We start from the raw sequence: 14,647 nt of genomic DNA, 5'->3' as shown, positions 1-14,647 counted from the left end.
CGGGAGGCGGGCGCCGCGATCCCTCAGGGCCGGTGAGCGCCGGTGGACCCCGATCCGGCGTCGTCGTTGCCCTCGCCGTCCGGCTTTCCGTCCTGTTTTCCGTCCTGCACGGGTTTGTCCTGGCCGTTCTCCTTCGACTCGGCCGCACGATCCCGCTCCTCGCGTTCCCGACGCCGCCGTTCCTGCTCGCGGGCCTGCTGCCGGCGCTGTGTCTCCAGGTTCTGCAGGAAGGCGGGATCATCGTCCGGCGCGGTCGGCTTCCGTGGTGCGGGACGGCGCGGACCGGAGGGCCCTTCCCCCCGGGGCCGGCCGAAGAGGAACCACATACCGGCCCCGATGATCGGCAGGACCAGGATGGTGATGAACCAGGCCGTCTTGGAGATGCTCCGCACCTCGTGTTTGCGGCTCATCACGCAATCGATCAGCGCGTAGATGATGACGGCGACCCCCAGGATCGCGGCGAAGAGCAGGAGGCGGGGCATCTGCCAAGTGTAGGCGAGTAACCTTGAAGCGTGGCCTTCCTCAAATTCAGCGCCCTGCGCCTCCTGCTGATCGTCGTGTTCTATGTAGCCTGCATGCTGCTGGGTCTGGGCATCTTCTTCTCCGCCGTCGTGGCGGCGATCCTCGCCTGGTGCGTGACCTACCTCTTCGCCCGCGATCTCAGGGACGCCGCAGCGGCTACCCTGCAGCGAAGGCTCACGCCCGGCGCCCCTCCGGTCCGGACGGCCGTGGAACTCGACGACGCCGCGGCGGAGGACGCCCTGGACCCGAACACCCCGGTCAACACGGACCGCAAGCGGCGGTGAGCTGCCCCGGACGCGCGCGATCGGAGGAGCCCGGTGCGAGCGTCACTCCGCACATCGGCTGAGCGCGGGACCGGCTACGCGATGACCACGGTGAGGACGATGCCTGCGGCGAACAGCAGGCTGAAGGCGAGATTGATGAGTCCCGTCTGCTTCAGCACGGGGATCAGGCTCGCACGCTTGTCTCCGGTGAGCATCAGCCTGATCGGCACCACGCATACCGGGACGAGCAGCAGGACCAGGAGTATCCAGGGATACGTGGGGCTGAGCAGCAGTGGCAGCAGGATGGCGACGGCGAGCATCACCACGTAGCTGGCACGCGCGGCGGTGTCCCCGAGCCGCACTGCGAGCGTCTTCTTGCCCACCACGCTGTCCGTCGGGATGTCACGGACGTTGTTGGCCATCAGGAGGGCGGTCGCTATGAGCCCCGTGCAGACGGCGCCCACCCAGGCGGCGGCGCTCAACCGGTCGGCCTGCGTGAAGGTGATGCCGAGCGTGGCGACGAGCCCGAAGAACACGAAGACGAAGACGTCACCGAGGCCGCGGTAACCATAGGGGTTCTTGCCGCCCGTGTAGCCCCAGGCCGCCGCGATGCAGCCCACGCCGACGAGGAGGCCGAACCACGCGCCGGACAGGATGATCAGCACCAGTCCGGCCAGCATGGCGACGCCGAAACTGGCAAAGGCTGCGAGCTTCACCTGGCGGGGCTCGGCTGCGCCGGAGCCGGTCAGTCGCAGGGGACCCACACGTTCGTCGTCGGTCCCGCGGATGCCGTCCGAGTAGTCGTTCGCGTAGTTGACGCCCACCTGCAGCAGAACGGAGACGACCGCGGCGAGGACGGCGTTGACCGGCGCGAACGAGCCGAGTCCGAAGGCCGCGGCGCTCCCGATGATCACGGGGGCGAACGCCAGGGGCAGCGTGCGGGGACGGGCTCCTTCGAGCCACTGGGCGGCAGTTGCCACAGGAAAGTCCTTCGGGTCGGTCGAACGGGTCGAGCGGGGCGGAAGTCGGTGTTGGAGATCCGTGCTGGTGAGAGTGCTGGTGGGGGTTCCCCCGGGCAGTGTCCTAGGCGCGCTCGAGCAGGGCGCGGACGGTCCTGCGGTCTGGCTTGCCGCCGGGCAGCAGCGGGAACGCATCCAGCGTCACGATCGCCTTCGGCACCGCATGCGCACCCAGTTCGACGTGCACGGCCTGGCGGATGACCTCCGCGTCGACGTCGCCGACGATCGCCGCAGCGACGGCAGACCCCCATTCCTCGCTGCTGATGCCGATGACCATGGCCTGTTCGACGCCGGGAAGCTCCTCGATGACGTCGGTCACCCTGGCGGCCGACACCTTGAGGGCGCCTGTGATGATGACGTCGTCGAGCCGTCCGTGCACGGTGACGGTACCGTCCAGGGCCACGTCGCCGGCGTCGTCGGTGACGAACCAGCGCCGTCCGCTGTTGAAGACGAACTTCTCCTCGGTCAGGGAGGCCGAGCCGAGGTAGCCGTCCGCGAGGACGCCCCCGCCGATGCGCAGGCGGCCGCCCACCGAGGTGATTTCGACGCCGTCGAGCGGGGTGCCGTCGTAGACGCACCCGCCGCACGTCTCACTCATGCCGTAGGTCTCCGTGATCTTCAGGTCATGGCTCCGTGCGAGGGACCGCAGTGCAGCACCGGCCGGCGCTCCACCGAGCAGGATGCGGTCGAACCGGCGCAACAGGCGCAGGGTCTCGGGAGTCGGGTCGGTCAAGAGCCTGTGGAGTTGCGTGGGGACCAGCGAGGTGAAGCGGACGCGGTCCGTCAGTTCGGCCGCGGCCTTGGTGAAGGACTCCGGAGTGAAGCCGTGGGAGGCGTCCATGACCCAGGGCTGCGTGCCGGCGAAGAGTGAACGGACCAGGACCTGGAACCCTGCGACGTAGTGGACGGGCAGCGTGAGGAGCCACTGGCCTTCGGCCTTCAGGGCGAAGGCGGTGCCCATGGCGGACGCCGCGAGGGCATCGACGCTCAGCATGGTCTGTTTCGGGGTGCCCGTGGACCCCGAGGTGCTGATCACGGCGGCTATCTCGTCATTCGGCAGGGTGCCCTCGAACACCTGGCCGGGCACCGCATGCGGTGCGACGGCGGGTCCCTCTCCGGCGAGGGCAGCCGCAAGCGGCTTCAGCAGCTCGAGGGGGTCGTAGCCGTCGGGGGTGTGGACGGGAAGAAGTTCCACGCCGCTCCTAGAAGTAGTAGGGGAACGAGGACCAGTCGGGCGCGCGTTTGTCGAGGAAGGCCTCCTTGCCCTCCACCGCCTCGTCCGTCATGTAGGCCAGGCGTGTCGCCTCCCCTGCGAAGACCTGCTGGCCCGCGAGGCCGTCGTCCGCGAGGTTGAAGGCGAACTTGAGCATCCGGAGGGCCTGGGGGCTCTGCCGTGCGATGTCGGCCGCGTAACCGAGTGCCACGGTTTCCAGCTCGGCGTGGTCCACGGCTTCGTTGACGGCGCCCATCTCCACCATCTCGGCTGCCGAGTACGCCCGCGCGAGGAAGAAGATCTCCCGCGCCTTCTTCTGACCGATCTGCCGTGCGAGGAGGGCGGACCCGTAGCCGGCGTCGAAGCTTCCCACGGTTGCATCCGTCTGCTTGAACTTCCCGTGCTGGGCGGAAGCGATGGTGAGGTCGGCCACGACGTGGAGACTGTGCCCGCCCCCCGCCGCCCACCCGTTGACGACGGCGATCACGACCTTCGGCATGGTCCGGATGAGGCGCTGCACCTCGAGGATGTGGAGGCGGCCCGCCCGCGCGGGGTCGATGGTCTCCCTGGTCTCGCCCTCCGCGTAGCGGTAGCCGTCACGGCCCCGGATGCGCTGGTCGCCGCCCGAACAGAACGAGTGGCCGCCATCGCGGGGGCTCGGCCCGTTGCCCGTGAGCAGGACGGTGGCGACGTCCGGTGTCATGCGTGCGTGGTCGAGGGCCCGGTAGAGCTCGTCGACGGTCCCGGGCCGGAAGGCGTTGCGGACCTCGGGCCGGTCGAACGCGATCCGGACGGTCGGCAGGTCCCGGATCACGGTGCCGTCCGCGTCGCGCTCCACCTCGCGGTGGTAGGTCATGTCCGCGAAGTCCTCGAACCCCGCCACGAGCCTCCACCGCAAGGGGTCGAAGATGTCGGATACCGTCGGCGGGAGCTCTGAAGTCACCCGACGAGTCTAGCCGCGCGGGACCGGCCCACGCCCGCCCGGTGTGCGACGGATGGAGCCGGCCGCGAACGTCTGTCCGCCCTGTGCCTGCCCCTCGCGCGCGGGATCGTGCTTGCTACGCTTCGCCCATGGAAGCCACTCCCGTCTCCCCGTCCCCGGCGGTGGCGCAGGCTCTGTCCGGCGCCGCCGCACCGATCGCCACGCCCGGCCCTCGCGGTCCGCTGTGGGAGGGAGCCGTCAACGCCCGGGATCTCGGCGGGACCGGGACGGTGGTTCCCGGGTGCCTCTACCGCATGGGCCGTCACGAGTGGCTGACTGCGACGGGTTGGGACCAGGCCTGGGACCAGGGCGTGCGCACCGTCATCGACCTGCGAAATCCTTTCGAGCTCGGGAGGCGACAGGCCGACCCCGTGGTCGAGCCAGGTGTGCTCGAGCGTTTCTCGGTGCTGAACCTGCCCACGGAGGACCGCTCGAACGAGGAATTCCTGGCACTCACCGGCCCCTATCTGAGCACTCCCGAGCACTACCGCGAGAACCTCGACCGATGGCCCGCCAAGTTCGCGGAGATCGTCCGGGCCGTGATCTCTGCGCCACCGGGTGGCGTGGTCATCCACTGTGCGGCGGGCAGGGACCGCACCGGCATGGTGGTGGCGCTGCTGCTCGACGCCGTGGGAGTGCCCCACGCGGCGATCGTCGAGGACTACGCCGCTGCGGTCAGGGCGATCAACGATCGGTACCGGACGCAGGAGGTGCCCCACGAGAGGCCGCGCTCGGACGAGGAACTCGACGCGTGGCTTGCGCACACGCGGGCACACCTCGCGGAGTTCCTCGCAGCGCTCGATGCCGGCCGCTTCCTCGCCCACGCCGGAGTGAGCGACCGCGATCTCCGCCTGCTCAGGGAACGGCTCACCGGACCGGGCCCGGTGCCTCGCCGGCCGTGACGATCCGGTTGGGCAGGACTCCCGCCCCGTGAGCGGTCAGCGCTGGAGCTGGGCGAGGTTGACCGAGCTGCGCACAGCAGGGAAGTAGCCCGACGCGTAGCCCTCGGCCGTGGGATGCAGGTTGTCCTCCGCACCGACGCGGAACGTGATCCAGGCATCCGGGGAACCGAGTCCGTGGCCCCGGAACTTCGGGACGACGTCGACGAAGGTGAAGCCGTGTGCTTCGGCCTGCTGGCGGATGACGCTGTTGAGCGCATCGGTACCCGCATTGAACGCCGTCTGGGAGGCGAGGGGAATGACGGGGTTCCCGAACTCCGGGGAGAACAGGTGCGGGTATCCGGTGACCACCACCGTGGCGCCGGGGGCGGCCGACTCGATCGAAGTGTAGAGGGTGTCGAGATTCCGGCTCAGGACCGGCAGGGCGGCCGCGTTCTGGCCCGCGATGACCCGGATGCAGACCTCGGTGGGCTGGGTGGCGCAGACACCGGCGACCTCTCCGAAGCCGGCGTCGTTCCCACCCGCCGAGATGGTGACCAGATCCGTGGCGGGGGACAGCGCTCCGGCCCCTCGCGCCCGCGTGACCTGCTCCGGGAGGTCGAGCGCGCCTCCCGGCTCCGTCACGACCTTCGCTCCGGCGCAGGTCGCGTTCCCGATGAGCTCCACCTGCTTCTTGCGGTCGAGGAGCCCCGGCAGGCCGAGCGGTGACTGGCCGCAGGCCGCATAGGAGCCCGCGCCGAAACCGGAGGCGTAGGAGTCCCCGAGCGCCACGTAGGAGAGGGGGGCTTTCGGGGCGGCAACGGCCGGTCCGGCACCACCGGACAGGAGGATGCCCGCTGTCGCGGCGAACGTGATGAACCTGAGGAGGTGCTTCCGGGGGGTGCGCGCGGGGGGAGTCATGGCCCAACGGTACTCGCGGATCAGTGCTTGTCCAGCAGGAGATTCGTGATCCGCAGGGTACACAGGCGCTGACCTGCCGCATTGGTGATCAGCACCTGGTGCGTGGTCAGCGTTCTGCCCAGGTGGAGGGGGGTGGCGGTGATCGTCACGGAGCCCTCCCGTGCCCCCTTGTGATGGGTCGCCGAGACGTCGACGCCGACGGCGGTCCGGCCGAGGGTGGAGGCATGGATGACGGCGGCCCAGGAGCCGACGGCCTCGCCCACCGCGAGCGAGGCCCCGCCGTGGAGAAGGCCGAACGACTGGCGGTTGCCCTCGACCGGCATGGTCGCGACGACGCGGTCCACTGACTGTTCGAGGATCTGGACGCCCATCTTCTCGTCGAGCTCGCCGAGGGTGATGGTCCACGGGGGGAGGGGCTCGTGCGTCATGACATGCTCCAGGCGAGGTTCGAGGGGTCGGTCGTCGGCCACTCTAGCGGGTTGGCGCGTGCCCGTGGTCGGCCCGAAAAATCGACGGACCGGTAACGATTCGGTGTCGTACAGACCAGCGAGGTGCTTCTGACCTGCGGTGATGCGCGGTTTCCGATCCCGCCCACCCTCGGTGGAAGCGCTCCCACTTGACAGTGGTGTAGGTCATAGTCAGGATGATCGCACAGAGTGAGAGCGCTCCCACCGGGACTGATCATCCTGCAGGGAAAGCTCCGCGACTGCCATCCACTCGCACCGGCGGTGGGTCGCGGGTGCTCCGCGATCCGCCGCCGCAACCCCCAGGACACCGGGCTCCCCTGCCGAGCGCAGGGAACCCCGGACCAGGCACCATCGCCCGCCGATACACCCCGATTCCCTGCGCTCGCAGGGCATCAATCTGACAAAGGAGTCACCCGTGCACAGCAGAGCACGCATCACCGCACTGTCCGCCGCCGCCGCATGCCTCGCCATGGCCCTGACCGCCTGCGGTTCGGGCGGATCCGACGGCTCCGACAGCGCCGGCGTCGAAGGCGAGACCGGGACCGAGGACGTCACCCTCTCCATCGGCACGTTCAACGAATTCGGCTACGAGGAACTCTTCGGCGAATACGAGGAGCTCAACCCGAACGTCACCATCCAGCACAAGAAGGCCGCGACGTCGAACGAGGCCCGCGACAATCTGACCACGCGGCTCGCCGCCGGGTCCGGACTCTCGGACATCGAGGGCATCGAGGTCGATTGGCTTCCCGAGCTCCTCGAGTACCCCGACCAGTTCGTCGACCTGACCGACCCCGCGGTCGAGGGGCGATGGCTCGACTGGAAGACCGCCGCGGCCACCACCGAGGACGGACAGCTCATCGGGTACGGAACGGACGTCGGGCCCCAGGGCGTCTGCTATCGCGCCGACCTCTTCGAGGCAGCCGGGTTGCCGAGCGATCGGGAGTCCGTCGCGAAGATGCTCGAGGGTGACTGGCAGAACTACTTCGACGCCGGCAAGGAGTTCGTCGCCGCCAGCGACGGCGTGGCCTGGTTCGACTCGGCAGGAGCCACCTACCAGGGCATGATCAACCAGGTCCAGAACGCCTATGAGGAGGACGACGGAACCGTCATGGCCACGGAGAATTCCGAGGTCAAGGACATCTACGAGCAGGTCCTGCAGGCGTCCGTCGAGGACGACCTCTCGGCCCACCTCACGCAGTGGGAGGACGACTGGACCGCGAGCTTCCAGTCCGACGCCTTCGCCACGAAGCTCTGCCCCGGCTGGATGCTCGGCATTATCGAGGGCAACGCCGAGGGGATCGAGGGCTGGGACATCGCCGATGTCTTCCCCGGTGGCGGCGGCAACTGGGGCGGTTCCTACCTGACCGTTCCCACCCAGGGTGCTCACCAGGCCGAAGCCAAGAAGCTCGCCGAATGGCTCACCGCTCCGGAGCAGCAGATCAAGGCTTTCGAGTCCAAGGGCACGTTCCCGAGCCAGGTCGATGCGCTCGACAGCGACGAACTCCTGGGCCAGGTCGATCCGTTCTTCAATGACGCACCGACCGGCGAGATCCTGGCCAACCGCGCGACCGCCGTCGAAGTCACCCCGTTCAAGGGACCCAAGTACTTCGCGATCAACGATGCGATGCAGCAGGCCCTCACCCGGGTCGACGTCGACAACACCGACGACGCCGCGTCCTCCTGGGACAAGTTCGTCACCGCTGTGAACGCCCTGTAGCGCATGGCAGTCACGGACCGGGTCCAGACCCCACCCCCCGACACGAACCAGCGGCCGCGCACCACGCACGTGAAGCGGCTGGCGTTCTCCCAGAAGGTATCGACATGGGACGTCAAACTGTCCCCGTATCTCTACATCTCGCCGTTCTTCCTGCTCTTCGCCATCACGGGGCTGTTCCCCCTGCTGTACACGGCATGGGTCTCGCTCCATGAGTGGAACCTCATCGGTGGCCAGGGCGCGTTCACAGGATTCGAGAATTTCCAGTTCGTGCTCTCGCAGCCGTTCTTCTGGAATGCCGTAGGCAATACGTTCAGCATCTTCCTCCTCTCGTCCGTCCCGCAGGTCGTTCTCGCCATCGCCATCGCCGCGGTGCTCGACGCCAACCTGAGGGCCAGGACGTTCTGGCGGATGGGCGTGCTCGTACCTTTCGTGGTGGCCCCCGTGGCCGTCGGGCTGATCTTCAACAACCTCTTCGCTGACCAGGCAGGCCTGTTCAACGAGATGTTGACGGGGCTGGGGCTGGAGCCGGTCCGCTGGCACGCCGACTCGCTCGCGAGTCACGCGGCCATCGCGACGATGGTCAACTTCCGCTGGACGGGCTACAACGCCCTCATCTTCCTCGCCGCGATGCAGGCCGTCCCCAGGGACGTCTACGAGGCGGCGACCATCGACGGCGCAGGACGCCTTCGGCAGTTCTTCTCCGTCACCGTCCCGATGCTGCGGCCGACCATCATCTTCGTGGTCATCACCGCCACCATCGGCGGACTCCAGATCTTCGACGAGGCACGGGTCTTCGACCAGGCGGGTCTCGGTGGGGCCGACCGCCAGTGGCAGACGCTCACCATGTACATCTGGGAGCTCGGCTGGGGGCAGCGGAACTTCGGCAGGGCCTCGGCGGTCGCCTGGCTCCTCTTCCTGATCATCATCATCATCGCGATGGCTAACTTCCTGATCACCCGCCGCATCGCAACCCAGGGAGGTCGACGATGAGCTCCATCCCCATGATCGAGCAGACCGCGGGCAAGGGGGCCGCCCGCGCTGCGCAGAGGGGCCTCGGCGGGAAACGCCGGGGTGGCCCAGGCGGTACGATGCGCCGGCCCGGCGCGCTCACCTACGGATTCCTCGGGGCCGTCATCCTCGGTTCGGTCTTTCCACTCTGGTGGTCGTTCCTGGTGGGAACCCACGACAGCTCGGTGATCAGCAAGGGAGTCCCCCTCATCCCGGGCGGCAACTTCCTCGCCAACGCATCCACGGTCCTGGACAGCATCCCGTTCTGGAAGGCACTCGGTAACAGCATCATCGTGTCCACGGTGACGGCAGCATCCGTGGTGCTGTTCTCCACCCTCGCCGGGTTCGCCTTCGCCAAGCTCCGATTCCGGGGCAGCAAGGTGCTGCTGGTCTTCGTGATCGCGACGATGGCGGTCCCCACGCAGCTCGGTGTGGTGCCCCTGTTCATCGTCATGGCCAAGCTGGGGTGGACCGGCTCTCTCTGGGCCGTCATCGTGCCCGGTGTCGTCACGGCCTTCGGCGTCTTCTGGATGACCCAGTACCTGCGGGACGCGCTGCCGGATGAACTGATCGAGGCCGTCCGCATCGACGGCGCCTCGATGATCCAGGCGTTCTGGTACGTTGGTCTGCCGGCGGCCCGGCCGGCCGCGGCCATGCTGGCGCTGTTCACGTTCGTCGCCACGTGGACCAACTTCTTCTGGCCGTTCATCGTGCTGGATCCCTCCAACCCCACCCTCCCGGTGGCGCTGCAGCTGCTTCAGGCCGCGCACTTCGTCGATTACTCGATCGTGCTCGCCGGTGCGGTGCTGTCCACCATCCCGCTGCTGCTCCTCTTCGCCGTCGCGGGACGCCAACTCGTTTCAGGAATCATGCAAGGAGCAGTCAAAGGATGAGCAGCAAGGACATCACCTTCCCCGAGGGTTTCCTCTGGGGAGCAGCGACGGCCGCGTACCAGATCGAGGGCGCGGCGGACGAGGGCGGCAGGGGGCCCTCCATCTGGGACACCTTCTCGCGGGTCCCGGGAGCCGTGGCGGATGCACACAACGGCGACGTGGCGTGCGACCACTACCACCGGTCGGCCGACGACGTCGCCATGATGAAGAACCTCAACCTGCAGGCCTACCGATTCTCGACGTCGTGGTCCCGCTGCATGGCGGACGGCGTGACCCCGAACGTCGAGGGAATCCGCTTCTACTCCGACCTGGTGGACCAGTTGCTGGCAGCCGGTATCAAGCCCTGGCTCACCCTGTACCACTGGGACCTCCCGCAGGCCCTGGAGGACAAGGGAGGGTGGACGAACCGGGACACCGCCTACCGCTTCGCCGAGTACGCAGCCGTGCTGCACGAGGCGCTCGGAGACCGCGTGCGGATCTGGACGACGCTGAACGAACCGTGGTGCGCGGCCTTCCTCGGCTACGCGGCCGGTGTCCACGCGCCGGGGCGGCAGGAGCCGATGGCGGCACTCGCGGCGGCGCATCATCTCCTCCTCGGCCACGGGCTGGCGACGCAGGAGCTGCGGCGCCGGGACGCCGAGGCCACGCTCGGGATCACCCTGAACCTCACGGTGCCGGACCCGCTCGATCCGCAGAGCGACGCCGATCGCGATGCAGCGCGTCGCATCGACGGACAGTTCAACCGGATCTTCCTGGACCCGGTGCTGCGCGGGTCCTATCCGGAGGATGTCCTCCGCGATGTCGGGCACCTGGGCCTGACCGACCACGTCCGCGCGGGCGACCTCGAGATCATCTCGGCCCCGATCGACGTCCTGGGCGTGAACTACTACCACGGCGAGGCCGTGACCAGGACGCCGTCGGGCGGGTCCGCGCCGCAGGAGGGCCACGCGCCGCTCGAACGGCCGGTGTCCTCGCCCTACGTCGCCGCCCACGGCGTACGCTCGGTGCCGCGCGGTCTGCCGGTCACCGCCATGGACTGGGAAGTGCAGCCCGACGGGCTGCGCCGACTGCTGAACCGGCTGCAGCACGAGTACACGGGGCCGGCGGGAATCCCGATCTACATCACCGAGAACGGGGCGGCCTACGACGACTCCCCGGACGAGGCGGGGTTCGTCGACGACCAGGAGCGGCTGTCCTTCTTCGACGTCCACGTGCGGGCGATGAAGGACGCGATCGACGACGGCGTGGACCTGCGGGGCTATCTGGCGTGGTCCCTGCTGGACAACTTCGAGTGGGCCTGGGGGTACCACCAGCGCTTCGGCCTGGTGCGGGTGGACTACGAGACCCAGGAGCGCACTCCCAAGGCCAGCGCTCTCTGGTACGCACGCCTGGCCGCGTCGAACACGATCCCCGCTGACGCTGACGCTGACGCTGACGCTGACGCTGACGCCGCGGGCCGCGGGCAGGCCGAGGACGAGGCGTCCCCCGACTCCGCGGAGCCCGACGCCGGCAAGGTGGGTGTCGTATTGTCGAGGTGATGGACACGTCTCCGACCCGATCACTGCCCCGGGCACTGCGCCAGGTGCCAGGCCGCCCGAGCCCCACGCTCGAGGACCTGGCGCTGGCCGCAGGGGTGTCGCGCTCCACGGCCTCGAGGGCGATCAACGGCGGGGACCGGGTGAGCCCGGAAGCGCAGGCCGCAGTGGATCGTGCGGTCCTGGCGCTCGGGTACATCCCGAACAGGGCCGCGCGGAGCCTCGTGACCCGCCGCACATCGTCCATCGCGCTCGTCATCCCCGAGCCCGATGTCCGCGTCATGATGGACCCTTTCTTCGCCGTCGTGATCACCGGTATCACCGAGGCGCTCCGGGAGACCGACGTCCAGCTGGTGCTGCTGATGTCGAGGACCAACGACGACTCGGCGCGCACCCTGCGGTACCTGCGCGGCGGGCACGTCGACGGCGCGATCGTGGTCTCGCACCACGAGTCCGATTCCTGGGCGAGATCACTCGCCGAGACCGGGCTCCCGACCATCTTCATCGGACGCCCCTGGGACATGCAGGCCGACGTCACCTATGTGGATACCGACAACGAGGGCGGCGGCCGGCTGGCGGCCCGCCATCTCGCGGGTATCGGCCGACGACATCTCGCGACCGTTGCCGGGCCCGCCGACATGACCGCGGCCGTCGACCGGCTGCGAGGCTGGACGTCGGGACTCGCAGCGGCGGGCCTGCCCGCGGGCCCGGTGGTCCACGCCGACTTCACGACCGAGGGCGCAGCCGCGGCAGCGCGGAGGCTGCTCGCCGAGCACCCGGACATCGACGGGATCTTCGCTGCCTCCGACCTGATGGCCCTCGGCGTCATGGAGGCGATCCAGGCGGCAGGCAAGACGGTGCCGGGCGATATCGCGCTGATGGGCTACGACAACCATGCCGTTGCGGAGACCGCCTCGACCCCGCTGACCACCATCACCCAGCCCATGGTCGAGATGGCGGTCAAAGCCGGCACCATGCTCCTCGAGGAGATCGAGGCTCCGGGCTCCCACCCGGAGCCCGTGATCTACTCGACCGAGCTCGTGGAACGTGCCAGCACCTCCGTGGCGCCGACCGCGTCCGCGGCGAACGCGTAGTCCCAGGCCACGTCGCGCCAGCGCGAGTAGCGGCCGCTGGCGCCGCCGTGGCCGCCGTCCATCTCGGTCTTCAGCACGATCGGCTCCGAGCCGGTCGTCGTCTCCCTCAGCCGCGCAACCCACTTGGCCGGTTCGACGTAGAGCACCCGCGTGTCGTTGAAGCTGGTGACGGCCGCGATGCGCGGATAGGCCACGGGCCGCACGTTCTCGTACGGCGTGTACTCCTTCATGTACCGGTAGACCTCGGCATCGGTGATGGGGTCGCCCCATTCCTCCCACTCGAGCGCGGAGAGCGGCAGTTCAGGGTCGAGGATCGTGGTCAGGGCGTCCACGAACGGCACCTGCGCCACGATGGCCCGGTACTTCTCCGGTGCGAGGTTCGCGACGGCACCCATGAGCAGGCCCCCTGCCGACCCGCCGATGGCCGCGATGCGTTCCGGGTCGGCCCAGCCCGACGTGCCGAGATACGTGGTGGCGTCCACGAAGTCCGTGAACGTGTTCTTCTTCGTGAGCTTCTTGCCCTGCTCGTACCAGGTCCGTCCCATCTCGCCGCCGCCGCGGATGTGCGCGGTCACGAAGAGGATCCCGCGGTCCAGCAGCGAGAGCCGTGCGATGGAGAAAGCCGGGTCCATGCTGGCCTCGTAGCTGCCGTACGCGTAGATGACCGCGGGATTCGTGCCGTCCTGCGCGAGATCCGCGCGGCGGACCACCGAGAGCGGGATCAGCGTGCCGTCGGCGGCCGGCGCCCACCGGCGCTCCGCCACGTAGTCGGCGGGATCGTAGCCGCCCCGCACCTCGGTCTCCTTGCGCAGCTCCAGGGATCCGTCCTCGAGCACGTAGTCGTAGACGCGCGGAGGGGTCAGGTACGAGGCATAGGACAAACGGATGATCGGGAAGTCGAACTCCGCATTCGCCAGATTGCTCGTGAAGAGCTCCTCGTCGAAGTCGGGCTCCGTCGGCAGATCCTGCTCCGCCGTTCCGAGCCCTGCCAGCGGCAGGACCTGCACGCGCTCGATGGTGTCCTTGCGTACCGACAGCACCACGTGCGTCTGTGTGACCGTCAGGCCGTTCACGCGGACGGCGTCGTCATGCGGAACGACGGTCGTCCACTCCTGGTCGGCGAGCGGCCGGGTGAACTGCTCCGCGGCGACCAGACTCACCATCGAGTTCGTCGCGTCGCGGTTGTGGGTGAGGAGGTAGTGCGGGACGCCGCCGATCGTGACGGGCTCGGCGTCGTACAGGATCCGCTCGTCCCGGGATACCAGGGTGGTCAGGCCGCCATCCGGGTGCGCGAGATCCAGCACGCGGTACTCGCTGTACTCGGAGCAGCCGATGCTGATGAGCAGCTGCGTCCGGTCGGCCGAGATCTCGAAACCGGTCCACATGGCGACGTCGTCCTCCTGGAAGACGACGACGTCGTCAGCCACCGGCGTGCCGAGCGTGTGCGAGCGCACCTGATACGGGCGCCACGAGTCGTCGACGACGGTGTAGTAGACGCGCGATCCGTCGGGGGAGAAGGACACACCGTAGAAGATGTTCGGTACCTCGTCCGGCAGGAGCTCACCGGTTGCGAGATCCTTGACGCGCAGCGTGAAGCGCTCGTCGCCGGCGTTGTCCTCGCAGTACGCGAGCAGTGTGCCGTCCTCGGTCACCGACAGCCCGCCGAGGGAGAAGAAAGGCTTGCCCTCGGCGAGCTCGTTGCCGTCCAGCAGAACCTGCTCACCGGGTACGGGACGGCCGGGCACCACCTCGGGCGGGGTCCAGTCGCGGGTGAGATCGCCCGTGTCCTCGGCGGCGACACGGCACTGGATGCCGTACTGCCGTCCCTCCTCGGTGCGGGAGTAGTACCACCAGCCCTTCTTGCGCGCCGGCACCGAGAGATCCGTCTCCTGCGTCCGGTCCTTGATTTCGGCGAAGATGGCTTCGCGCAGCGTGGCCTGGTGAGCGGTGACGGCTTCCGTGTACGCGTTCTCGCGCTGGAGGTACTCGATCAGTTCCGGGCTCTCCTTGTCCCGCATCCACTCGTAGTCGTCCACGACGGTGTCACCGTGATGCGTGCGTTCGAGGGGGACCTTCGTGGCTGCGGGCGGGACGGGGACAACAGGTGCGGTGGTGTCAGCGGTCATGGCTCCCAT

General features: G+C 68.6%; 14 protein-coding genes. 7 read left to right on the top strand and 7 right to left on the bottom strand.

Translation table 11 applies throughout. From position 1 onward, the window contains the following. Nucleotides 1-23: 23 nt before the first annotated feature. Entirely contained in the window at nt 24-482 is a 459-nt protein-coding gene (locus tag FJV46_RS07495) for a PLD nuclease N-terminal domain-containing protein (protein ID WP_087028257.1), read from the bottom strand. 30 nt (nt 483-512) lie between these two features. Between FJV46_RS07495 and FJV46_RS07490 the strand changes: the two genes are divergently transcribed. After that, nucleotides 513-806: a DUF4229 domain-containing protein gene (locus FJV46_RS07490; protein ID WP_087028255.1), complete on the top strand. Its 294-nt coding sequence runs from the start codon at nt 513-515 to the stop codon at nt 804-806. 74 nt (nt 807-880) lie between these two features. Here the strand turns inward: FJV46_RS07490 and FJV46_RS07485 are convergent, their stop codons facing one another. From FJV46_RS07485 to FJV46_RS07475, 3 genes are all read right to left on the bottom strand, one after another. Next, entirely contained in the window at nt 881-1,765 is an 885-nt protein-coding gene (locus FJV46_RS07485; RefSeq protein WP_087028253.1) for a 1,4-dihydroxy-2-naphthoate polyprenyltransferase, read from the bottom strand. 103 nt (nt 1,766-1,868) lie between these two features. After that, nucleotides 1,869-2,999 (bottom strand): AMP-binding protein, encoded by a 1,131-nt coding sequence (locus tag FJV46_RS07480; RefSeq protein ID WP_087028251.1) that lies wholly within the window; start codon nt 2,997-2,999, stop codon nt 1,869-1,871. A gap of 7 nt (nt 3,000-3,006) precedes the next feature. After that, nucleotides 3,007-3,960 (bottom strand): 1,4-dihydroxy-2-naphthoyl-CoA synthase, encoded by a 954-nt coding sequence (locus FJV46_RS07475; protein ID WP_087028249.1) that lies wholly within the window; start codon nt 3,958-3,960, stop codon nt 3,007-3,009. A gap of 128 nt (nt 3,961-4,088) precedes the next feature. Here FJV46_RS07475 and FJV46_RS07470 point away from each other — a divergent pair, with 128 nt between their 5' ends. Continuing rightward, nucleotides 4,089-4,901 carry a tyrosine-protein phosphatase gene (locus tag FJV46_RS07470; protein ID WP_087028247.1) on the top strand — a complete coding sequence of 271 codons (813 nt, stop codon included), beginning with the start codon at nt 4,089-4,091 and terminating at the stop codon, nt 4,899-4,901. Nucleotides 4,902-4,937: 36 nt separating this feature from the next. On the opposite strand, the gene FJV46_RS07465 is transcribed toward FJV46_RS07470, so the two are convergent. Together FJV46_RS07465 and FJV46_RS07460 are read right to left on the bottom strand one after the other, a co-directional pair. Then, a complete protein-coding gene (locus tag FJV46_RS07465) occupies nt 4,938-5,798 on the bottom strand; it encodes an SGNH/GDSL hydrolase family protein (RefSeq protein WP_087028246.1) in 861 nt (286 codons plus the stop codon). Nucleotides 5,799-5,818: 20 nt separating this feature from the next. Further along, complete coding sequence (locus FJV46_RS07460) at nt 5,819-6,226, bottom strand: PaaI family thioesterase (protein WP_087028244.1); 408 nt, start codon at nt 6,224-6,226, stop codon at nt 5,819-5,821. 508 nt (nt 6,227-6,734) lie between these two features. On the opposite strand from FJV46_RS07460, the gene FJV46_RS07455 reads away from it, so the two are divergent. Genes FJV46_RS07455 through FJV46_RS07435 form a run of 5 tightly spaced genes read left to right on the top strand, consistent with a single transcriptional unit; the run spans nt 6,735 to nt 12,512 of the window. Continuing rightward, entirely contained in the window at nt 6,735-7,982 is a 1,248-nt protein-coding gene (locus FJV46_RS07455) for an ABC transporter substrate-binding protein (protein ID WP_370684676.1), read from the top strand. Between the two features lie 3 nt (nt 7,983-7,985). Continuing rightward, on the top strand, nt 7,986-8,972 hold the full coding sequence (locus FJV46_RS07450) for a carbohydrate ABC transporter permease (protein ID WP_087028241.1): 987 nt from the start codon (nt 7,986-7,988) through the stop codon (nt 8,970-8,972). Further along, complete coding sequence (locus FJV46_RS07445; RefSeq protein ID WP_087028239.1) at nt 8,969-9,883, top strand: carbohydrate ABC transporter permease; 915 nt, start codon at nt 8,969-8,971, stop codon at nt 9,881-9,883. The genes FJV46_RS07450 and FJV46_RS07445 overlap by 4 nt, the downstream gene beginning before the upstream one ends. After that, on the top strand, nt 9,880-11,421 hold the full coding sequence (locus FJV46_RS07440) for a GH1 family beta-glucosidase (RefSeq protein WP_087028238.1): 1,542 nt from the start codon (nt 9,880-9,882) through the stop codon (nt 11,419-11,421). The genes FJV46_RS07445 and FJV46_RS07440 overlap by 4 nt, the downstream gene beginning before the upstream one ends. Further along, the gene (locus FJV46_RS07435; protein WP_087028236.1) at nt 11,421-12,512 is read left to right on the top strand and encodes a LacI family DNA-binding transcriptional regulator; all 1,092 of its coding nucleotides are present in this window, start codon (nt 11,421-11,423) and stop codon (nt 12,510-12,512) included. The genes FJV46_RS07440 and FJV46_RS07435 overlap by 1 nt, the downstream gene beginning before the upstream one ends. Here the strand turns inward: FJV46_RS07435 and FJV46_RS07430 are convergent. Further along, nucleotides 12,443-14,638 (bottom strand): S9 family peptidase, encoded by a 2,196-nt coding sequence (locus FJV46_RS07430; protein WP_087028234.1) that lies wholly within the window; start codon nt 14,636-14,638, stop codon nt 12,443-12,445. The genes FJV46_RS07435 and FJV46_RS07430 overlap by 70 nt on opposite strands. Nucleotides 14,639-14,647 lie beyond the last annotated feature (9 nt).

The organism is Arthrobacter agilis (assembly GCF_006494655.1).
Lineage (GTDB): Bacteria > Actinomycetota > Actinomycetes > Actinomycetales > Micrococcaceae > Arthrobacter_D > Arthrobacter_D agilis.
This window is presented reverse-complemented; position numbering and strand designations above follow the sequence as displayed.

What these genes read in the sequence shown, in the direction of transcription:
- FJV46_RS07430 (WP_087028234.1), bottom strand. Translation starts at nt 14,638, where the DNA reads ATGACCGCTGACACCACCGCACCTGTTGTCCCCGTCCCGCCCGCAGCC.
- FJV46_RS07495 (WP_087028257.1), bottom strand. Translation starts at nt 482, where the DNA reads ATGCCCCGCCTCCTGCTCTTCGCCGCGATCCTGGGGGTCGCCGTCATC.
- FJV46_RS07460 (WP_087028244.1), bottom strand. Translation starts at nt 6,226, where the DNA reads ATGACGCACGAGCCCCTCCCCCCGTGGACCATCACCCTCGGCGAGCTC.
- FJV46_RS07455 (WP_370684676.1), top strand. Translation starts at nt 6,735, where the DNA reads ATGGCCCTGACCGCCTGCGGTTCGGGCGGATCCGACGGCTCCGACAGC.
- FJV46_RS07465 (WP_087028246.1), bottom strand. Translation starts at nt 5,798, where the DNA reads ATGACTCCCCCCGCGCGCACCCCCCGGAAGCACCTCCTCAGGTTCATC.
- FJV46_RS07470 (WP_087028247.1), top strand. Translation starts at nt 4,089, where the DNA reads ATGGAAGCCACTCCCGTCTCCCCGTCCCCGGCGGTGGCGCAGGCTCTG.
- FJV46_RS07440 (WP_087028238.1), top strand. Translation starts at nt 9,880, where the DNA reads ATGAGCAGCAAGGACATCACCTTCCCCGAGGGTTTCCTCTGGGGAGCA.
- FJV46_RS07445 (WP_087028239.1), top strand. Translation starts at nt 8,969, where the DNA reads ATGAGCTCCATCCCCATGATCGAGCAGACCGCGGGCAAGGGGGCCGCC.
- FJV46_RS07450 (WP_087028241.1), top strand. Translation starts at nt 7,986, where the DNA reads ATGGCAGTCACGGACCGGGTCCAGACCCCACCCCCCGACACGAACCAG.
- FJV46_RS07435 (WP_087028236.1), top strand. Translation starts at nt 11,421, where the DNA reads ATGGACACGTCTCCGACCCGATCACTGCCCCGGGCACTGCGCCAGGTG.